Source organism: Methylomonas stagni, assembly GCF_050154735.1.
Classification (GTDB): Bacteria; Pseudomonadota; Gammaproteobacteria; order Methylococcales; family Methylomonadaceae; genus Methylomonas; species Methylomonas koyamae_A.
The window spans coordinates 4,186,552-4,206,366 of sequence record NZ_CP189557.1 but is presented as its reverse complement, the minus strand read 5'-3'; the positions used below and the strand labels follow the sequence as shown (position 1 = coordinate 4,206,366).

Here is a 19,815-nt window from a genome sequence, read left to right as displayed (position 1 = left end):
TTTGACCGGTAATTTAGCAGAAATTAAGCACTCTCAGGACTGGGCCCAAGGACGGAACTCACCGGAGCGGGTTAATCATTACGGAACAACGGAAAGCCGAACCGCCGGGCAGACGGCTTGCAAGAACGAAAGACAGCAACGCCAATCCAGATCGGCGAAAGTGAAAATTGAGAGTTGGAACACAAAAAACCGGACGGTAAGGCTACCGCCCGGCTGACAGAGAAAACGCCGGCAGAAAAATTAGTTTCCGCCCTTGAAGCTAATTTGCAAAGCGTGCAGCGAATTCACGCAATCCGCGCTGGCTTGAAGGTTAGGATTATCGTGGCAGGTTTGGTTTTGCGCCTTCGCTTCCTTGATATTGGCCACATACCAAGCAACGGATTTACCCTCGGTAGCCGCCTTGTCTTCGTTAACCTCGGAACTAGCATTGGTTACATTCAGGATCACGGCTCCCCCGAGTACCGCAATCGCGGCGGCAGCTATAAATTTGTTGGCGTTTTTCATAAAGACTCCTTCGCTATCTGTTACCGGAAATTTGGAATCCCGTATTGGCGGGACACCGGTAATCTAACAAAAAAGTCTAGCGTTAAAAATGTGGCGGATTGCCGCGCGACAATCTGTCCGAATATCACGGCAAATAACATAATTTAATTAAAACATCGAACAAGTCAGCATAGCAAAGACACTAGCCGACTGTCTTAAGATTAGCCCGCGAGTAGCGGCGCACGGACCTTGCCGATCGCGCCGCGAAGCGGACTGGCTTATTTGATTTTCAACAACTCCTTGCCGTCGCTAGCGAATTTACAAATCCCGGCCGCAAAATAAGTACATTCTTCGGATTGCTCCAGCTTGGCGCCGTTTGGGGTCAAATGCACTTTTACCGAGCACGAACGCGCCTCGCCCTCGATATGCTTTTTCAAAACCAACTCGTTTTCGGCAATGACTTTAGCTTCGCCAGAAATTAGAGCAGAACATGCGTGCTTGCCGGCCTCGTCGGGATTCGGTTCGAAATCCACATCCACGGTGACATTGGTATCGTTGCCGACCGCATTAATCTTCAAATGCTGAACGTGGTTACCGTCGCGCAACAGATAGTGATCGGTCGCCGCCATTACGGAACCGGACATTAGCGCGATGGCCAAGAACAAGGTTTTTTTCATGATGTAGCCTCTTTTATTGTGATTTGAAATCGGGCAAGCCCCACGCGGAAAAATCCCGATCGGCACCCCGGCGTCGCCGAAGCGTCGAGCTTGGCGGCGATTGTACCCTACTGCCCGACGTTGCCCAAGAACCCTTGCCCGCCGCCGGCTTGTCGCGCCTTGCAATGAAAGCCCAGGCGATTTATGCCATAATCGCCGGCTCCTTTTTCCGGCCGTTTTACCGCCATGTCGAAACGAAAAATCCTTGTCACCAGCGCCTTGCCCTACGCCAACGGCCCGATCCACCTCGGCCATCTGGTCGAATACCTTCAGACCGACATTTGGGTGCGTTTTCAAAAACAACGCGGCCACGAATGCTACTACGTCTGCGCCGACGACACCCACGGCACACCGATCATGCTGCGCGCCGACAAGGAAGGCATTACGCCGGAACAACTGATCGCCGGCGTCGAGCAAGAACACCGCGCCGACTTCGACGCCTTCGGCGTGGCGTTCGACCAGTACCACAGCACCCATTCGCCCGAAAACAAGGCCTGCGCCGAACTGATTTACCTCAGGCTACGCGAGGGCGGCCATATCAGCAGCCGCAGCATCACTCAAGCTTACGACCCGGTCAAAAACATGTTTCTGCCGGACCGCTTCATCAAGGGAGAATGCCCCAAATGCGGCGCGCCCGACCAATACGGCGACAACTGCGAAGCTTGCGGCGCCACCTACTCGCCAACCGAATTGAAAAACGCGGTGTCGGTCGTGTCCGGCGAACAACCGATCGAAAAAGACTCGGAGCACTATTTCTTCGAACTCGGCCACTTCGCCGAAATGCTGAAAGACTGGACCACCGCCGGCCACTTGCAAGCGGAAGTCAGCAACAAAATGGCCGAATGGCTGCAAAACGGCTTGCAACAATGGGACATTTCCCGCGACGCACCGTATTTCGGTTTCGAAATCCCGGACGCGCCCGGCAAATATTTTTACGTCTGGCTGGATGCGCCGATCGGTTACATGGCCAGTTGCCGGCGCTTATGCGAGCGTACCGGTTTAATTTACGATGACTTTTGGAGCCCGGACAGCGACGCCGAGTTGTACCACTTCATCGGCAAGGACATCATTTATTTCCATGCGCTATTCTGGCCGGCCATGCTGCACGGCGCCGGCTTCCGCACGCCGAGCGCGATCTTCGCCCACGGCTTTTTAACGGTCAACGGTGAGAAAATGTCCAAATCGCGCGGCACCTTCATCAAGGCCCGTACCTATCTGGACCATCTGAACCCGGAATACTTGCGCTATTACTTCGCCGCCAAACTCAGCGCCGGCGTCGACGACATCGACTTGAACTTCGACGATTTCACGCTCCGGGTCAATGCCGACCTGGTCGGCAAAGTGGTCAACATCGCCAGCCGCTGCGCCGGATTTATCGCCAAACGCTTTGAAAACCGGCTATCCGCCGCCTGCGCCGAACCGGAATTGTTCGGCCAATTCGTCGCCGCCCATCAAGCCATTGCCGACCTTTACGAAAGCCGCGAATTCGGCAAGGCGATGCGCGAAATCATGGCCCTGGCCGACAAGGCCAACCAATACATCGACGAGAAAAAGCCCTGGCTGATCGCCAAGGAAGAAGGCCGCGACACCGAGTTGCACGACGTTTGCAGCATGGGCCTGAACTTGTTCCGCTTGTTGGTGGTTTATCTGCGCCCGGTAATACCGACGCTGGCCGCCAACGCCGAAGCCTTCTTGAACATCCCGCCGCAAGGCTGGCCGGCCGACGCCCAGCCGCTGACCGACCACGCCATCAACGCGTTCACGCCATTAATGACTCGAGTCGAGGCCGACAAAATCGCCGCGATCGTCGAAGCCTCCAAGGACAACCTGGAGAAGACTCCGTCGGTCAAGGCCAAGCCCGCCAAGACCGTCGGCGAAGCCGCCAAACCCGCCGAAAGCCAAAAGCTGGAGCCGATCGCCGAAGCCATCGAAATCGAGGACTTCGCCAAAATCGACTTGCGCATCGCCCGTATCGTCAAGGCCGAAGCGGTGGAAGGCGCCGAAAAACTGCTGCAGTTGACCGTCGATCTCGGCGACCACACCCGCAACATCTTTGCCGGCGTGAAGTCGGCCTACGCGCCGGACGATTTGGAAGGCAAGCTGACCGTCGTCGTCGCCAATCTGAAACCCCGCAAAATGCGCTTCGGTACCTCGGAAGGCATGATGCTGGCGGCCGGCCCAGGCGGCAAGGACATTTTCGTACTGTCGCCGGATGCCGGCGCCCAACCCGGCATGCGCGTCAAATAAAACGGAACCGAGCATGCTGGCCGACAGTATCGACGCCCTGCTGCCGCAGACTCAGTGCCGAAAATGCGGTTTTAACGGCTGTCGGCCTTACGCCGAAGCGATCGCTCGCGGCGAAGCCGACATCGACCGCTGTCCGCCCGGCGGCGATGCCGGTATCGCCAAATTGGCCGAGTTGCTGGGCATCGCGGCCAAGCCGCTGAATCCCGGCTACGGCATTGAACGGCCGCGCCTACTTGCGATCATCGACGAAGACGCGTGCATCGGCTGCACCAAATGCCTGCCGCCTTGTCCGACCGACGCCATTCTAGGCGCCTCCAAGCACATGCATACCGTCATTGCCGATCTGTGTACCGGCTGCGAATTGTGCGTCGCGCCGTGTCCGGTCGCCTGCATTGCCATGGTTCCCTCACTCAACCTCACTTGGACCGAGACCGACGCCGACCGCGCCAGGCTGCGCCATCTCGCCAAACAACAACGCCTGACCAAACTGGAAGCCGAAAAGGCCGAGCGCTTGCAACGTCAGAAGCAGCTATTGTCAAAAGCCAAATCCGCGAAAAACCAAGATTAACGCGATCGGCCATGACTTTAGCCGCAATTGCTTTTATAATAAGCAGCTCTGCAATACACGCCCGTAGCTCAGATGGATAGAGCCCAGCCCTCCGGAGGAAACAGTCAGCCGGATTTAGGGTTCTAGGGAAACGGTCAAAACCGTTTGACCGAACAGACTGTATCGTAAGACCGCAAATCCCATTGCGCCCGTAGCTCAGCTGGATAGAGCGCAGCCCTCCGGAGGCTGAGGCCAGAGGTTCGAATCCTCTCGGGCGCGCCATTTTCACATCTTCCACAAACTGCCATTTTCCCCTGGTTTGGCATAGGCGGCCATTCAGCGGCCAGCTAAAATTGATGTTATTTGTCGTCACCCGAATTTGACATTTGCCCTCAACGACCAAACATCCTTAATCTTTAGGGTTTACGTTTTGACTGCCTGTTAAAAGATCTTCAGAAACATATTCAACTAAATCTTCAATTCTGCAGTGAAAATAAGCGCAAAGTTTATCCAGATTGTCTGTACGGTGCTGTATTCTCTATGGTTTAGGAACCTCTGATTAATTCGTAACCTAGAATTCTATAACTAATTAAATCAATGACTTGTGTGTTCGAATGTTTTGAAAAACTGAATTAATCAGAGGTTCCCTAAGCACAATAACTGTAATTTTCCCATTTTGAATAGAATGATTATTCCGGCAATCTACTGCTGATTTTGTCAATACCCGCTTGAGCACAGGCTTCATCTTTATCGCCACCCGGTGCACCGCTGACCCCAATCGCACCTATTATATTTCCTTGCACTTTTATCGCTAATGCGCCGGGCAATGGCGTGACATTGGGGATGGTGAGTGCGGCATTATAAAACGCCGGGTTTTTGCTCATTAGGTCGGCCACTTGACCGCTGGTTTCTAAATGATAGTTGGGGCCAAACGTCACGATAGTGTAGGCTTTTCGATAGGCCGTCTCGAAGGTATGCGGCGTACTCTTGTCGCTTTTTAGCTGAACTTTGGGCTGACCGAACATATCGACAAAAGCCACCGAAACGTTATATCCCAAAGCTTCGCAGGAGCGTACCGTTTCGCTGGCAGCTTCGACCGCTAAAGTAAGCGGAAGCGTATAACTATTTCCCGCAGCATGCGCATTGGCTTGCAATAACAAAAGTATCGAAATGACCTGCAAACCTTTTCGTTGTTTATTCATAGCGTATTTCCGGTGACGTGATGTCCCAAATGCCCAATAAGCGCTTTGGCATTAAGGAACCATCAAAAATGGTTGGCCTTTTTGGGTGGTATAAGCGATTAAATACTTCAGCGGATTAATCCTGTCGGCATTGCGAAAAATCAGGTGTTGAGCGTTGGCCTTGTCTTGGTAGCTATCCCCTGCTCTGAAGGTTAGTATTGGCTCGTCAACGTACTGCGATTCCGCTATCCCCTCAAGAATGTAATTGAAACCGGCTGAGGGATGATGGTGAACTGGCAAGCCCACTCCTGGAGGATAGGTGGTCATGACCAAACGAAATTCGTTGCCTTCATTATCTTCATGACTTTGCAGGATAGTTCGAACGATACCGTCGCTGGAGACTGTCGTATTGCCCTGCGATGTGATTTGTGCGAACAACGGCGTCGCGGTGAATGCGCCTACCGCACCGACCATCCCAGCCAGCAACAGTCGTCGTTTGATATCGCATTCGATGTTAGGTGTCATGACTTCGACAGCTTTCGAGGTATAACCGTTTGACATATCTCTTCCTTTTATCAATGTGCGTTTACTAGACGCTAGCGTAATGTTTTGGCAGCTTTGCGGGCGGCTTTTGGGCATGGGCCGCCTGCCGAGTGAATAAACATTGTTACTCGCGGGCGATGAGAGATCGACCCGCGAATCGATCTAAATTTAACCTGTGGAAAGTGCCTCGCCTAACTGTTTATTGGTCAACGCCTGACCAGCGATTCCCCAGGCGCCATCAACAGCATGGACGACATTAGCCCAAATTTGGTGTTTAGGCAGGCTGCCGCCCGAGAGTTCATGAATAATGTTGGTGGCTTCTTCGATATGTCCCTGCTGAATTTCAGGTGTGTTAAACGCAAATGACGGCACCTTCCATTCGATAAAGGCGATGTCGGTTTCTTGCAATCCTGAATAGGTTTGATGTTTGGGCAGCAGATGGATAGCGCCAACGACATTGGGCGTCATCACCTTATTGCCGGATAGCCCGTGCCATTTCAACATCGAATCGCAAATTCTGCGAAAAGCCAGTTTTTCAGTTCCCGCGGGTAAGACACCTTCTGTGAGCGTAAGAGTAAGCGGCATGTCGGATTCCTGTTGTTTGGGGTTACGCGTAGCGGAAGCTACGCGACGAACATTAAATAACGATCGCTACACAATATTATATAACGGTCGTTATCTTGTCAAAGATGCCGATGCTGGCCATTTGATACAATGTCCATCCAAAATAGCATTGGATCTACCCGCGTGAGATATACAGCAGACCAAAAACAACAAACCTGCCAGCGCATTATTGAGGCGGCCGGGCGTTGCTTTCGAAAAGGCGGCTACAGTGGCATCGGCGTCGATGGTTTGGCAAAGGAAGCCGGCGTGACGTCAGGGGCGTTCTACGGACACTTCAGCTCCAAAGCCGATGCGTTTAAAGCGGCGATCATTGCCGGAATGGAGGACTTGAAATCCGGGATCGACACTTTTCAGCAGAAATATGGCGAAAACTGGTGGGAAGAATTTGCAACGTTTTACATGGGTCCAAAACGCACCTGCGATCTGGGCGACAGCTGCATACTTCAAAGTGTAACTCCGGAAGTCTGTCGCTCCGAGGAAACGATACGAGCTGCATTTGAGTCGGAGTTGCTAAAGATAGTCAAACTTGCGGCAGAGGGTACATCCCAAACAACCGATCAGGCGGCTATTGATAATGCGTGGGCTAACTTTGCAATGCTGATTGGCGGCGTAACGTTAGCGCGCGCGGTTAGCAACGAAAAAATCGCCAATGAAATTGCAACGGCCGTTCAACAAGCGGTGATCGCCCGACAAAAGAATACTTAAATTCAATGGATTCGTCCGGTCGTCCGAATTCCATCCACGCTTACCCAACCCAACCGCCGTCACAAAACGAAACCAAAGTACGCCGAGAACGATGCAGCTTGAAGCCCACCTCGCGAAGCGATACGGCACCCAGTTTACAGCCACATAGATTATGGCGCAGCGGGGTTAGGCAACAAATCCGCCATTTAGGTGTTCAACAAAATGCATACCCTTCGCCGATAAGCCTTGTCGGTAATAGCGTCGTTGTGCTAGCGGCATGTATATAAGCGGGTATCCAGAACCAGATTATTGCAGTTTGCAAATTGGGCTGCCTGTTTGACATATTCAATGAGACGTTTGCCTATACCCTGATTTTGCCGCTTACCCTTGACGACCAGATCATCCACATACAGATAGCGAGCATAGCGCAGATTCTCGCTGAATCGTTAGCCGACCAAGCCTTGCCAACCGAATTCGTAAAACCCTGAGAGATGATAGCCCGCCTGAAATTGGCGCAGGATTTGTGCGACAAATCGCGCCTGATCCGACAAATGTAGCCTGAGTGCTGTCATCAACGTTAGACGTTCGAGGTTGATTCAGCTCAATATCAACGAATCTCGAATGCTTGCCAATGTTCGTCGGGCTGATGGGCATTGACGACAAGCTCGGCAACCTTGGCCAATAGCGGCCCTTTGTGACACCAGGCCACCAGCTTTTGCAAATCGTCCGGGTGTCCGGAAGCGACGATTTCGACGCTGCCGTCTGGCAGATTTCGGACGAAACCGGACAGATTCAGTTTGACCGCTTGCTTTTGGGTGTAGGCGCGAAAATACACGCCCTGTACCCGTCCCTTGACGATGATGTGCAGGCAATCCTTCATCGCGTGATTCTCCAGCAATAATGAATTTTTTGGTCTCGGGCGAAGTCCTCGGGAATCGTCGTCGCACTGATGTCTTCGATGTCCAGGCCGGCCAAGGCCTCGCGGTCGAGTTTAAAGCGGCGGAAGTTGGTCGAGAAATACAACACGCCGCCCGGCGCCAGCAACGCGGACGCGTTTTTCAACAAAATCACATGGTCGCTTTGAATGTCGAAGGCGTCGTCCATTTTCTTGGAATTGGAAAAAGTCGGCGGATCGAGAAAGATCAAATCGAATTGCGGCTTGTTTTTTAATGCCGCCTGCTCGGCCAGCCATTTGGGACAATCCGCGCGCACCAGCTTGTGGTCGCCGCGGATGCCGTTGAGTTCGAAATTGCGCTTGGCCCAGTCCAGATAGGTGTTGGACATGTCGACCGTGACCGACGCCGCCGCGCCGCCGACCGCCGCGTGCACCGTCGCGCTGCCGGTATAAGCGAACAGATTCAGAAAGCGCTTGCCCCTGGCTTCTTGCTGAATGCGTAAGCGCATCGGCCGGTGATCCAGAAACAAGCCGGTATCCAGATAATCCTCGAAATTGACCCAGAACTTGCAGCCGCCTTCCTCGACCACGTGAAAATGGCCTTGTTCGCCGAGCTTTTCGTATTGGTCGCTGGCTTTTTGCTTGCGGCGGATTTTCAGAAACACCTGGTTGGCCGGAATTTCCAGCACTTTCGGAATCTCCGCCATTGCCCCGGCCAGGCGTTGATTGGCCTTGGCCGGATCGATGGTTTTCGGCGATTCGTATTCCTGCACATTGACCCAAAGCTTTTCGCCGTGGTAAAGGTCCACCGCGACCGCGTATTCCGGCAGGTCGGCGTCGTACAGCCGGTAGCAATGCACCTGGTTTTGCTTGGCCCACTTGGCTAGTTTCTTCAGATTCTTGCGCAAGCGGTTACCGAACATCTCGGCTTGCGGATCGACTTGTTCGACTTGGGCGCGGCGCCAGATCGATTCGGCACGCTCCTGTTGCGACTTGGCCTTGGGCTCGAAGAAGGCTTTTTCCTCAATGTTAAAACGCAGCAATTTGCACTCCAGCGCGCCGTTGAACAACGTGATCGGCTTCTGCGAACGGATGCCCAACCTAAAACCCAGTTCGGGGTCGCTGATGATCATCGCCGCCTGCCAGCCGGCGAAGCGCTGTTTCAGCACCTCGCCGAAGCGACGGTACAGCGCGGCGGTTTCTGCTTCGTCGCCCAAACGCTCGCCGTAGGGCGGGTTGCAGGCGATCAAGCCCTTGGGCCAGCTTTCCGCCGCAGCCGCATCGCCGATGTCGCGTTTTTCGATATGAATCTTGCCGGACAGCCCGGCGTTTTCGACGTGCTGAACCGCAGTGGTGACGGTACGCCGGTCCTGGTCGAAGCCGACGATGGTCGGCATTTTGTTTAGTCCTGTTTCCCGGCGTTGGCGGGCGTCGTCGAGCAAACTTTGCCACAAACCGGCATCGTGTTTTTTCCAGCCCAGAAAGCCGAAATAATCGCGCTGCAAGCCGGGCGCGATGTCGGCGGCGATCAGCCCGCCTTCCAACAGCATCGTCCCCGAACCGCACATCGGATCGAGCAAACTGCCGCCTTGCTCGGCGATCTTCGGCCAGCCGGCGCGCAACAAAATCGCCGCCGCCAGGTTTTCCTTGATCGGCGCGGCGATGCTGACGTCGCGGAAGCCGCGCTTGTGCAAACTCTCGCCGGACAGGTCCAGGCTGAGCTGGGCCAAGTCGTTGTGCAGATAAACATTGACGCGAAGCGACGGCCGGTCGGTATCGACACTGGGGCGCTTGTTGAATTTAGCCCGCATCTGGTCGACGATGGCATCCTTGACCTTTTGCGCGCCGAAGTGGGTGTTGTTGATCGCCTGACTGTTCTTGGCGTTGAAGGATACCGCCAGACTGGCGTCGGGCTGGATATGCTCGAACCAATTGATGCGCTTGACGCCGTCGTACAGGTCCTGCTGGGATTTGACCTCGAAACTGCTCAGCGGCAGAAACACCCGGTTGGCCACTCGCGACCACAAGCACACCCGGTAAGCCAGCGCCAGATCGCCGTCGAAGGCCACGCCGGCCAGTTTTTCCTTGACGTTTTGGCCACCGAGGGCGTGAATTTCGTTGGCGAGGATGCCTTCCAGCGCCTTAGGCGCGGTGGCGTAAAGAGAATGTAGCGACATGACGACGACCGAATACGGAATGGTCGGCTAGGATACTAAAACCGGACGGGGGCGGCGGAAAATTTGTAAGGCTCGAGCTAGCGCCGAGGATGAGCCATCCCCAGGATTGCCGCCACGCGCCGAACCGCGCGCATGGCGGCACCGACATCAACGGCCGAGGACTTCGCCGCGAACGCTTTCGACCAAGGCGGCCGCTTCGCCGATTAACTCGGCCGGCACGTTCAGTTCCTGCATCGTCGCGCCCAGGTGTTCCATCACGGCGTCGAAGTGGCTGTCACTCAAACCCTTTTGAACCAATCTGGCATGGCCGTCGCGCAAGGAGCGGCCGGTATACTGGTTGGGACCGCCGAAAGCGACGGTCATGAAGGCTTTCAAGTGCTCGACTTGTTTAGCCATATCGGTTTTTTCGAAGAAGCGGTTAATTCGATAATCATCCAACACCTTACCGTAAAACACATCGACCGCCGCGTTGACGGCGGCTTCGCCGCCCAGACGTTCGTACAGCGACGGCTCTTGTACTTGATTGTTCTCGCTCATGTTAACCCCAGTCAATTATTAAAATTATGGTCGGAGCCGAGCAGAACCGAAGAGCCCGCCGCAACTCCGGCGGCGATGATACTCCAGGTTAGTTTTGGTTCAAAACTATTTTGCCAATCCCAGTAGGGGCATAAAAAAGCCGGGGCAACGATTGGGTCGCTACCCCGGCTTACGGTGTCCGGCCCTAATCGCTTAGCGAATTTCCGCAAGTCCGCCCATATAAGGCCGCAAGGCTTCCGGTACCGTGATTGAGCCGTCGGCGTTTTGATAGTTTTCGATGACCGCGATCAAGGTACGGCCGGCCGCCAGTCCCGAGCCGTTCAAGGTATGCACCAACTCCGGCTTGCCGGTGTCCGGATTGCGCCAGCGCGCCTGCATGCGCCGGGCCTGGAAATCCTTGAAGTTGCTGCAGGAGGAGATCTCCCGGTATTTTTGTTGCCCCGGCAACCAGACTTCCAAGTCGTAGGTCTTGGCCGACGAAAAACCGGTGTCGCCGGCACACAGCAGCATTTTGCGGTAAGGCAGATTCAGCAGTTGCAAAATCTTCTCGGCGTGGCCGGTCAATTCCTCGTGGGCCTGGGCGGACGTTTCGGCGGACACAATTTGCACCAGCTCGACCTTCTCGAACTGGTGTTGACGAATCATGCCGCGCACGTCGCTGCCGTAAGCGCCAGCCTCGCTGCGGAAGCAGGGCGAATGACAGACAAACTTCAGCGGCATCTGCTTGGCTTCGACAATGGCGTCGCGGACGATGTTGGTGACCGGCACTTCGGCGGTTGGAATCAGGTAGAAGGTCGGATCGTTTTGCACCGTGAACAAATCGGCCTCGAACTTCGGCAACTGGCCGGTGCCGCGCAGGCTGTCGGCGTTGGCCAGGAACGGCACATAGGTTTCCTGGTAGCCGTGCTCGTTGATGTGGGTATTCAACATCAGTTGAATGATGGCCCGTTGCAATGTCGCCAGTTTGCCGGCCAGCACGACGAAACGGGCACTGGCGATCTTGGCGCCCCATTCGAAGTTCATGCCCAACGGCTCGCCCAGATCGACGTGGTCCTTGGGTTGAAAATCGAACTGGCGCGGCTCGCCCCAACGGCTGACTTCCAGGTTATCGGCATCGCTTTTGCCGTCCGGCACCGCCGCGTCGAGGATGTTCGGTATGCCGGCCATCAATGCGTTTAACTGGTTTTGCACGTCGTTCAATTCGGCTTCGGCGGCCTTGAGCTGGTCGCCCAAATCGGCCACTTGATCCAGCAAGGGCTGGATGTCGTCGCCCTTGGCCTTGGCTAGACCGATGGCCTTCGAGCGGGTGTTGCGTTCGTTTTGTAAATCCTGAGTCTTGACCTGAATGTCCTTGCGGCGGTCTTCCAGGGCTTGATAGGCGGCGGCATCGAATTGAAAGCCGCGGCGTTGCAATTGCTGGCAAACCGTCTCCAGTTCGCTTCTAAATAAACGGGGGTCTAGCATGGCTGTGTGGTACCTGAAATTAAAGGGCGTGGGGCGAGCCAGGCATCTGGCAAGCCGATCTATTGATTCCGTATCGCTGGGCCAAACTCCGTCGTTAATGCAGCAAGCCAACCCAAGTGGACGGATTAATATTTAAAAAAGTGCTCGCGATAATGCCGCAATTCCTCGATGGACTCGAGAATGTCGTCCAGCGCCTTATGCGAGGCTTGCTTGTTGTAACCGTCCTTGACCTTGGGCGCCCAACGCGCCGCCAGTTCTTTAACGGTGGATACGTCCAGGTTGCGGTAATGAAAAAACGCTTCCAGCTTGGGCATGTAACGGTACAAAAAACGCCGATCCTGGCAAATGCTGTTTCCGCACATCGGCGACGCCCGTTCCGGCAACCATTGCCGCAAAAACTCCAACGTTTCGGCTTCGGCGGCGGCGGCATCAATGCGGGAATCCTTGACCCGTTGAATGAGCCCGGATTGGCCGTGATGCTGTTGATTCCAGTCGTCCATCGCCGCCAACGCCGCGTCGGATTGATGGACGGCGATCACCGGGCCTTCGGCCAGGATGTTTAAATTTGGATCGGTAACGACGGTTGCGATTTCGATGATCAAATCGTTATCCGGATCCAACCCTGTCATTTCCAGGTCTATCCAGATAAGATTGTTTGCATCCTGAGCCATTGGCTATTCCCTAGATTATTTATAAAGTTGCGGCAAATTGTAGCATTAGCTAATCTGTACCGCTAATCGTTAACCCCCAACCTCACGGCCTTGATGAACACCTTTACCGTCCTATTTCTCGTCGCCCTCGTCCTGTCTTACGGCGTCCAATTCTGGCTGGCAATGCGCCAGAAAGCCCACGTGCTGCAACATCGCGACCAAGTGCCGGCGGCATTCCGCGACCGGGTATCGCTGGCCGCCCATCAAAAAGCCGCCGACTACACGGTGGAAAAGAGCAAACTGGGCGACCTGGACAGCGTGGTCGGCATTGTGTTTCTGCTGGCGCTGACGTTGGGCGGCGGCATCAGCCTGGTATTCGACTTCTGGGCGACCTTCGATTTGTCGCCGCTGAAAGCCAGCTTGGCGGCGATGGCCAGCGTCTTTTTGTTGATGACCGTCGTCGAAATTCCGTTCAGCCTCTATCAAACCTTCGTCATCGAAGAAAAATTCGGCTTCAACAAAAACACCCTGCCGCAATTCGTCAAGGATCAATTGTTGTCGGTCGCGCTGACGCTCGGCATCGGTCTGCCGATTTTAGCGTTGATTCTATGGGTAATGGACAGTATCGGCGACCTGTGGTGGCTGTATGCCTGGGCCATCATGATGGGTTTTTCGCTGTTGATGAGCTGGCTGTTCCCAACCCTGATCGCACCCTTGTTCAACAAGTTCGAACCGATGCAGGACAGCTCGTTGAAGCAACGCATTCAAACCTTGCTGGAACGTTGCGGATTCAACAGCAACGGCATTTTCATCATGGACGGCTCGCGCCGTTCCGGCCACGGCAACGCCTATTTCACCGGCCTGGGCAATAACAAGCGCATCGTGTTTTTCGACACGCTGGTCAAGTCCCTCGACGAATCTGAACTGGAAGCCGTATTGGCCCACGAACTCGGCCATTTCAAATGCAAACACACGATCAAGATGCTGATCGCCTCGTCGCTGATGACCTTGATCAGCTTCGCGATTCTAGGCTGGTTGATTACCCAAGACTGGTTTTTCGACGGACTCGGCGTAGGCACTCACTCCAATGCGGCGGCCCTGTTGTTGTTCATGCTGGTGTCGCCGGTATTCACCACCTTTATGCAACCGATCAGCGCGTTCTTTCAACGTAAATTCGAGTTCGAAGCCGACGATTTCGCCACCCGCAACGCCGAAGCCGGCAAACTGATCAGCGGCCTGGTCAAACTCTACGAAGAAAACGCCAGCACGCTGACGCCCGACCCGCTGTATTCGGCCTTCCACTATAGCCATCCGCCCGCCGCGATCCGCATCGCCCATATCGAAGAAAAGATACAAACCGCTTGATGAGTGCTCAGCGGGAAGGTCTGGTCGTCGCTCATCTCGGCAAAGGCATCGCGGTAGAGTTGGACGACGCCACGCCGCCCGTCCTGTGTCAAACCCTGCGCAAACTGGATACCGTCGTCGTCGGCGACCGCGTCAAACTAACGCTGTCGTCGCCGGAGCAAGGCCGCATCGAAGCGATCCTGCCGCGACGTTCCACCCTGTTTCGTCCGGCACGCGGCAACGAAAGCCGGCCGGTGGCCGCCAATCTTGACAGCGTATACGTGGTGTTGGCGGTCGAGCCGGCCTGCGATTTTCTGTTGCTGGATCAATATCTGGCGGTCTGCGAGAACAGCAATATCGACGCCGACCTAATCCTGAACAAGATCGACCTGCCGTTGCCGGCCGACATCGACGCCGAGCTGCACTACTACCCAACGCTGGGCTACCGGCTACACCCGGTCAGCGCCAACCGCCAAATCGGCATCGCCGAACTGGCCCATACGCTGCAAAACCGCGCCAGCCTGTTCGCCGGCCAATCCGGGGTCGGCAAGTCGTCGTTGACCAACGCGCTGCTGCCGGACAAGACGCTACGCACCAATACCATTTCGGCGATCAGCAAACACGGCCGCCACACCACCACCGCCGCCACGCTCTACCACTTGCCCGGCGGCGGCGATTTGATCGATAGTCCCGGCGTCGCCATTTTCGGTTTGGCCGGATTGACCGAGGCGCAACTGGCCTGGGGCTATCGAGAATTTCAACCCTACATCGCCCGTTGCCGCTTCAACGATTGCAAGCACGTCACCGACAAGGACTGCGCGGTCCGCGCCGCCGCGGAAGCCGGCGAAATCCCGCTGGCGCGCTATCGGCGCTTCTTGAAACTGCGGGAAAAAATGCCGCCGCCGTCGCGTGGCGGATAGATCTTTACCATGAAAGCACCGGACGCGGTTACCCAATTCGGTGTCGGAGCGCTGTCAATCGCGGCTAAAGCCGCTCCCACACCATTGGCTTTCATTTGCAGGGGCAACGCAGCCGTTGCATGAGCGTTAGGCCCAAGGACGGATCCTCCCCATTGCAAGCCATGACCGTTCGAAAATGAGGTTTCCAACCGAGATCGAGATGGCCGCCATATAGTTGCATATTCCACCCCAAACCAGCCACCGATTCCGATTGAAAACCGCCACCGGTTTTAATCCAAAGTCGGACTGGGATTCCAACTACAAAGTCACCACTGACGCCGACGGATATTTACTGGGATGAAGGCTCGGTTTCGGCCAAAAGCCGACCTTCAGGTAGATTTTCGAACGGCAGGTTAATGCCAGAAATTGATCGTTTAACGCAAAGTTAAGCGGTCTGAGCAATAGCAAAGTTCCGCTTGAACGTTGAGCTAGACATTTTTTTAATTAAAACAACTAAATAACAGAATCAACTGTATCTGAGTCAAATGATTCCGAAGCCAAGATAGCAGCAAGCCCCATGGGCATGGCGATCTTAGATTTGTCAAATGATATACCTGATTGAATAATAAGTTGCGAACCATCATTAACTTCCAGTATTTCATGATAAGTTACTTTTCGAGATATACATTCTCGGAGTAATGCCGGGGTTAAATATAATATTGCCGCTATCTCTTCTCGCGGATATGGATTGCCACCATCTACTAACTCACTATGGTACCCTAAAAGCCATACTGTGGATTGGATTTGTGAGGAAACCCCAGGGCGAGTTCTTTTGTAAATATATTTTGGAGAAACAGGATCATCAAGATTAATTTCTCCAATATCTGAGTGGCTTGAGAGAAGTTTAGTAGTAAGGGCGTGATTAACTTGAATTGATATCCCTATTTCTTCATTTACTTCCCTTTTTAGCCCTTCTATATAATCTTCATTTTCAGCAACTTTTCCGCCAACCGAGTGAAAAGAAATAAAATTTTCGGCAGCTATAAGAAATCGAATTGGTATTACAAACAAAAATAGTTTATTAATTTTTAATATGGAAGCAACCGATACTGTCTTTGTTTCCAGGTCAGTTCCTCGAAATAAATCTCGAATATTGCGTATGCCAGTGTAACTTTTGTCCCATTTATGTTCGAAATATCTATCAAAAATATAATACAGGGAGTCACTAACATCATTTTTTTCATCACGTTCAAACTTAAATACTGGTGATTTATTAGTATTTGAGCGTTCGTAAAGGTAAGGTTGAACATAAGCGTAATGATCAAATACAAACATTAACCAATAATAGGATTCGTTATGTTGCCGACTTTGAACTACGCCGATACTTCTACGCTTTAAATTGTTGAGTTTGTTAATGGCATATTGAATATCAGAAATCCATTCGTCATAGCTAGAACTACGTTCGTAGGCAACACGACGAGATAAACTAGGATTGGTTAATCCTGCATGAAGTATGCGGACGGTCGCACCTGCTTTTGTCGATTTCTCAAGATACTCATAGATATTTGGTGTTCCAACAAGCACTGTTTTACCAAGTTGCAAGAAAATTTTTACAGATTTGGAATGTGTAATTGCATCTAAGATTTCTTGCTCACAGGAAGGCAGATTCGGAAACACTTTGACCAATCCTGGCATTATAGGGTTGGGAGATTTTCCGTTACCAATGGAAGTTATTGGGGCTGGCCAAGGAACAGTCATCATTGCTATTTCTTGGGCAGCAGTAACTATTGACGAAAATAATTTTTTTCCCATCCAGCCTGTTTTACATCGTAAATTATTGTTCTGATATGTTGTAAATCGAATGGAATGTCTTTTTTGGAGTTTGCAAGAAGTATTGTAGGCTTACCTATAGCGTGGGCTAAACCAAGTTCATAAAAAACATTCGGATTTCTTCCGCTCATCTCGCAAAGCATTAAATCAGAGGCAATTATTTTTTCTCGGATATCATCAATTATGGGGCGAGGCGCAAACAGGTCGTCAACACGCGTAACTAAGTAACCAGTAGACTCTAGTGCAGGTTTGTAAATATGATCAAAATACCCATCAAAGGGTTTTTTAAACGGCATTATTATAAAAGCTTTTTGTATAGGCATATCAAAAATCAATATTTAGTTGTCGGGCTTGAAGGCATGATGTTTAAATCAATAATATTTCGTCTAACAAGGGATTATATGGTTTCCGTGTGTCTACCGATAAAGATTGTCCAAACGATGATCTATTGATCTACATATGACTTCCATTTCTGTATGTAATTGAAGGCGAATGGATACGGCTGGTAATCAGCAAATTTCAACCATTGAATCAGTTTGTGCGACATACCGCAACGGGTCTATCTCGCTCATTGCGCCGACGCCTTTGCTCCGTCGGAGCGCCAACGCTATCCACCAAAACGTCCATGAACCTTACCAGCACCGCAACTTGTCGATCGCGGCGCTTGGCAAGGCGAACGTCGGCGCGACGGACCTGGAGCTACACTGGCGCCGAGACAGAAGCTTGGCGCAGATCTGGCGGGTTCTTGCTCGATCCTTCGCGGTTCGAGCGAATCGAAGCCGCTCTGGGTCCTTTTATCACTCGACGAGTTGTCATTGCAACACCGACACTCCATTGCGGACACGGACCGATGTTAGATAAACACCCACCATCCTTTGCTGAACATCGAGCAACGCCTGATCAACAGGCAAGCTTCTAATGCAAACACCGAGTGCCGCGTGTTTAACACCGGCGCTCCGCAACTCGACGCCGGACGTCCGCCGATGAACAGGCGACGATCTCGACTAAACACCGAGCCGCCACTGATTGACAGGCAGCCGTCTCTGCCGAACGGCGATGCGTGTCCGATCAACAGCGGCGCTTGCGTGTTAAACAAGCGGCGCTGACTGTCCATATTAGAAGGCTGCGTGTTTAGCGTGAAGGTCTGCATGTTCGGCAAGGAAGCGTGGATGTTTTTGTGGCGATACCGCGTGTTGAGATAAGAACGCTGCCGGTATCAACGGCAACCTAGCCTGTCGCGACGATACCGCTGCCGGTCGAACGCGGACATCTGACTGTTCAAACCGCGCCGCAGCCGGTTTCGACGGGACCGGTGCGATTGATCGGCGGCACTGTCAATGAAGATCATGCGAGGCCGGATTTATTTTCCCCTATTAAGGCCGCAATTCACGGCGCGCAATGACATTTTGAATGACCGCTTCTTGCCTTTTTCGGCCACCGCAACTTAAACCTTATCTGGCGGGATGGAGTCGATTTCGGCAATTGGCGACTTCCAGAAAAACCTCATTCCCTACTGGCGCAATCATATCGAAATTGATGGCGGTTTTTCGACCGGAATCGGTGGTCGACCTTGTATTGGAACAGATGGCCGATTTCAATTGGAATGGCTGGCTGATTTGGGTCGGAATATCCAATAGCCGGCCTGTTGATGCTCCCTCACGCCACCTTAAATTGCGCGATCAGGTTTTGTAGGTTTTGATTGACGTCGGAAATGGCCGACGCGCTGAGTTTGTTGGTCTGGGCTTCGTGCGTGGTTTGTTTGGCCAGTTCGGCGGTATGCGAGAAATTGTTGGCGATTCGTTCGGCGACTTGCGATTGTTGCAACGAGGCCGCCGCGATCACCCGGCTTTGGCTCAATACCTCGCCTATCGACGACTTGATGCCGGCGAATACCTGATGGACATGATCGACCGCCTCGGCCGTGGTTTTCGCCGCCGCTTGTTGTTGATTCATCAGCTTGACCGTGGTTTCGGTGGCCCGATTGAGCCTTTCGATCAAGCCGCGAATCTGCTCGGCCGAATCCGCGGTGTTCGACGCCAGTTTGCGAACCTCGTCGGCGACCACCGCGAAGCCTCGCCCGTATTGCCCGGCCCTGGCGGCTTCGATCGCGGCATTCAAAGCCAGCAAATTGATCTGGTCGTTGAAACCCTGAATCACGCCGAGCACGGTTTCGATGCCGGCGGCGTCGCGGCGCAGATGTTCCAACGACGCGGCGGTTTCGTCGGTGGCCTTGGCCAGTTCGGCGACTTGGACCTGAGTATGTCGCATATAGGCCACGCCACTATCGATCAGGCCGTGCGCCGAAGTGGTCGCATGTTGGCTGTCGGCCGCGCTGTTGGCGACATTCACGAAAGAACTGTGTAACTCGGTCATTTGTTGGGCGCCGGCTTCGGTGGCCTGGCGTTGGTCGGCGGTAATCGATTCCAGGCTTGCCGCGACCAGCAATATGTCTCGTCCGTATTGGTTCAAGGCCGAGGATTCCTGATTGATGTGGCGTATTAGCGATTCGAAATAATCATGCAATTTGTGTAGAGATTCCTTGACCAAATTGATTTCGGCGATTCGGCTGCGCAACGAAACCGAGCCGCGCAAATCGCCGCGCGCCAGCAGATCGACATGGTTGCTGATATGGGCGATGACATCGGCCAAATGGCGTTTGATATAAATCATCAGCATACAAATAGCGATCAAGATCGCGGTGCAGATCGCGACAATCGTGTACAGGATATGTTCGTAATACTGATATTCGCCGGCGATCTCGGTTTGCAGATCGGCGAACCGTTGTTGCAGCGTTTGCAGTTGCGCGGCGGCTTGCGTCCGGCTGGCGGCTTTTTGGCGCGCGAACTGTTCGGCGCTACCCAGATCGATGTCGTAACGCCGAATCAGCGCGCCGATCTCGCTGATGGGCTCCTCGGCGAGGTCGCGCGCCTCGGCCACTCGCTCGGTCAACCCCAGACCGAAGTCCGGCTCCGCGTTGGCGGCGTCGCGCATCAC

General features: G+C 53.6%; 20 protein-coding genes and 1 tRNA gene. 6 read left to right on the top strand and 15 right to left on the bottom strand.

Features of this window, described 5'->3' with window-relative positions:
* Window positions 1-240: 240 nt before the first annotated feature.
* Both ACP4CD_RS19415 and ACP4CD_RS19410 read right to left on the bottom strand, forming a co-directional pair.
* Window positions 241-504 carry a hypothetical protein gene (locus tag ACP4CD_RS19415; protein ID WP_426992184.1) on the bottom strand — a complete coding sequence of 88 codons (264 nt, stop codon included), beginning with the start codon at window positions 502-504 and terminating at the stop codon, window positions 241-243.
* Window positions 505-761: 257 nt separating this feature from the next.
* A complete protein-coding gene (locus ACP4CD_RS19410) occupies window positions 762-1,160 on the bottom strand; it encodes a hypothetical protein (protein ID WP_426992183.1) in 399 nt (132 codons plus the stop codon).
* A 225-nt stretch (window positions 1,161-1,385) separates the two neighbouring features.
* Between ACP4CD_RS19410 and metG the strand changes: the two genes are divergently transcribed.
* The 3 genes from metG (at window position 1,386) to ACP4CD_RS19395 (ending at window position 4,275) form a co-directional block, all read left to right on the top strand.
* On the top strand, window positions 1,386-3,446 hold the full coding sequence (metG, locus tag ACP4CD_RS19405) for a methionine--tRNA ligase (protein WP_426992181.1): 2,061 nt from the start codon (window positions 1,386-1,388) through the stop codon (window positions 3,444-3,446).
* Window positions 3,412-4,014, top strand: coding sequence for an RnfABCDGE type electron transport complex subunit B (locus ACP4CD_RS19400; RefSeq protein WP_426992180.1), 603 nt, complete (start codon window positions 3,412-3,414; stop codon window positions 4,012-4,014). The genes metG and ACP4CD_RS19400 overlap by 35 nt, the downstream gene beginning before the upstream one ends.
* Before the next feature lie 184 nt (window positions 4,015-4,198).
* Window positions 4,199-4,275, top strand: a tRNA-Arg gene (locus ACP4CD_RS19395).
* Between the two features lie 127 nt (window positions 4,276-4,402).
* On the opposite strand, the gene ACP4CD_RS19390 is transcribed toward ACP4CD_RS19395, so the two are convergent.
* From ACP4CD_RS19390 to ACP4CD_RS19375, 4 genes are all read right to left on the bottom strand, one after another.
* Window positions 4,403-4,528, bottom strand: coding sequence for a helix-turn-helix domain-containing protein (locus ACP4CD_RS19390; RefSeq protein ID WP_082885655.1), 126 nt, complete (start codon window positions 4,526-4,528; stop codon window positions 4,403-4,405).
* Between the two features lie 154 nt (window positions 4,529-4,682).
* On the bottom strand, window positions 4,683-5,195 hold the full coding sequence (locus ACP4CD_RS19385) for a GlcG/HbpS family heme-binding protein (protein ID WP_083386047.1): 513 nt from the start codon (window positions 5,193-5,195) through the stop codon (window positions 4,683-4,685).
* A gap of 51 nt (window positions 5,196-5,246) precedes the next feature.
* A complete protein-coding gene (locus ACP4CD_RS19380; RefSeq protein WP_426992178.1) occupies window positions 5,247-5,735 on the bottom strand; it encodes a cupin domain-containing protein in 489 nt (162 codons plus the stop codon).
* 150 nt (window positions 5,736-5,885) lie between these two features.
* Window positions 5,886-6,302 (bottom strand): 4-oxalocrotonate tautomerase, encoded by a 417-nt coding sequence (locus tag ACP4CD_RS19375; RefSeq protein WP_426992176.1) that lies wholly within the window; start codon window positions 6,300-6,302, stop codon window positions 5,886-5,888.
* Between the two features lie 162 nt (window positions 6,303-6,464).
* On the opposite strand from ACP4CD_RS19375, the gene ACP4CD_RS19370 reads away from it, so the two are divergent.
* Window positions 6,465-7,046, top strand: coding sequence for a TetR/AcrR family transcriptional regulator (locus tag ACP4CD_RS19370; RefSeq protein WP_426992175.1), 582 nt, complete (start codon window positions 6,465-6,467; stop codon window positions 7,044-7,046).
* Between the two features lie 248 nt (window positions 7,047-7,294).
* Here ACP4CD_RS19370 and ACP4CD_RS19365 read toward each other — a convergent pair whose 3' ends face one another.
* From ACP4CD_RS19365 to orn, 6 genes are all read right to left on the bottom strand, one after another.
* Window positions 7,295-7,432 carry a GNAT family N-acetyltransferase gene (locus ACP4CD_RS19365; RefSeq protein WP_217631691.1) on the bottom strand — a complete coding sequence of 46 codons (138 nt, stop codon included), beginning with the start codon at window positions 7,430-7,432 and terminating at the stop codon, window positions 7,295-7,297.
* 200 nt (window positions 7,433-7,632) lie between these two features.
* A complete protein-coding gene (gene yccX / locus ACP4CD_RS19360; RefSeq protein WP_064030954.1) occupies window positions 7,633-7,905 on the bottom strand; it encodes an acylphosphatase in 273 nt (90 codons plus the stop codon).
* Window positions 7,902-10,097 carry a bifunctional 23S rRNA (guanine(2069)-N(7))-methyltransferase RlmK/23S rRNA (guanine(2445)-N(2))-methyltransferase RlmL gene (gene rlmKL, locus ACP4CD_RS19355; protein WP_426992173.1) on the bottom strand — a complete coding sequence of 732 codons (2,196 nt, stop codon included), beginning with the start codon at window positions 10,095-10,097 and terminating at the stop codon, window positions 7,902-7,904. The genes yccX and rlmKL overlap by 4 nt, the downstream gene beginning before the upstream one ends.
* Window positions 10,098-10,244: 147 nt before the next feature.
* On the bottom strand, window positions 10,245-10,634 hold the full coding sequence (locus tag ACP4CD_RS19350) for a group I truncated hemoglobin (protein WP_064030956.1): 390 nt from the start codon (window positions 10,632-10,634) through the stop codon (window positions 10,245-10,247).
* Window positions 10,635-10,826: 192 nt separating this feature from the next.
* Window positions 10,827-12,098 (bottom strand): serine--tRNA ligase, encoded by a 1,272-nt coding sequence (gene serS / locus ACP4CD_RS19345; protein WP_426992170.1) that lies wholly within the window; start codon window positions 12,096-12,098, stop codon window positions 10,827-10,829.
* A 125-nt stretch (window positions 12,099-12,223) separates the two neighbouring features.
* The gene (gene orn / locus ACP4CD_RS19340) at window positions 12,224-12,769 is read right to left on the bottom strand and encodes an oligoribonuclease (protein ID WP_071158897.1); all 546 of its coding nucleotides are present in this window, start codon (window positions 12,767-12,769) and stop codon (window positions 12,224-12,226) included.
* A 93-nt stretch (window positions 12,770-12,862) separates the two neighbouring features.
* On the opposite strand from orn, the gene ACP4CD_RS19335 reads away from it, so the two are divergent.
* Together ACP4CD_RS19335 and rsgA are read left to right on the top strand one after the other, a co-directional pair.
* Complete coding sequence (locus tag ACP4CD_RS19335; RefSeq protein ID WP_426992169.1) at window positions 12,863-14,113, top strand: M48 family metallopeptidase; 1,251 nt, start codon at window positions 12,863-12,865, stop codon at window positions 14,111-14,113.
* A complete protein-coding gene (rsgA, locus tag ACP4CD_RS19330; RefSeq protein ID WP_426992168.1) occupies window positions 14,113-15,012 on the top strand; it encodes a ribosome small subunit-dependent GTPase A in 900 nt (299 codons plus the stop codon). Before ACP4CD_RS19335 ends, rsgA begins: the two co-directional genes overlap by 1 nt.
* A 492-nt stretch (window positions 15,013-15,504) precedes the next feature.
* Here rsgA and ACP4CD_RS19325 read toward each other — a convergent pair whose 3' ends face one another.
* The 3 genes from ACP4CD_RS19325 to ACP4CD_RS19315 form a co-directional block, all read right to left on the bottom strand.
* Complete coding sequence (locus tag ACP4CD_RS19325; RefSeq protein WP_426992167.1) at window positions 15,505-16,803, bottom strand: NUDIX domain-containing protein; 1,299 nt, start codon at window positions 16,801-16,803, stop codon at window positions 15,505-15,507.
* Window positions 16,776-17,144: a hypothetical protein gene (locus tag ACP4CD_RS19320; protein ID WP_426992165.1), complete on the bottom strand. Its 369-nt coding sequence runs from the start codon at window positions 17,142-17,144 to the stop codon at window positions 16,776-16,778. The genes ACP4CD_RS19325 and ACP4CD_RS19320 overlap by 28 nt, the downstream gene beginning before the upstream one ends.
* A gap of 1,333 nt (window positions 17,145-18,477) precedes the next feature.
* Window positions 18,478-19,815 carry a methyl-accepting chemotaxis protein gene (locus tag ACP4CD_RS19315; protein ID WP_426994712.1) on the bottom strand — a complete coding sequence of 446 codons (1,338 nt, stop codon included), beginning with the start codon at window positions 19,813-19,815 and terminating at the stop codon, window positions 18,478-18,480.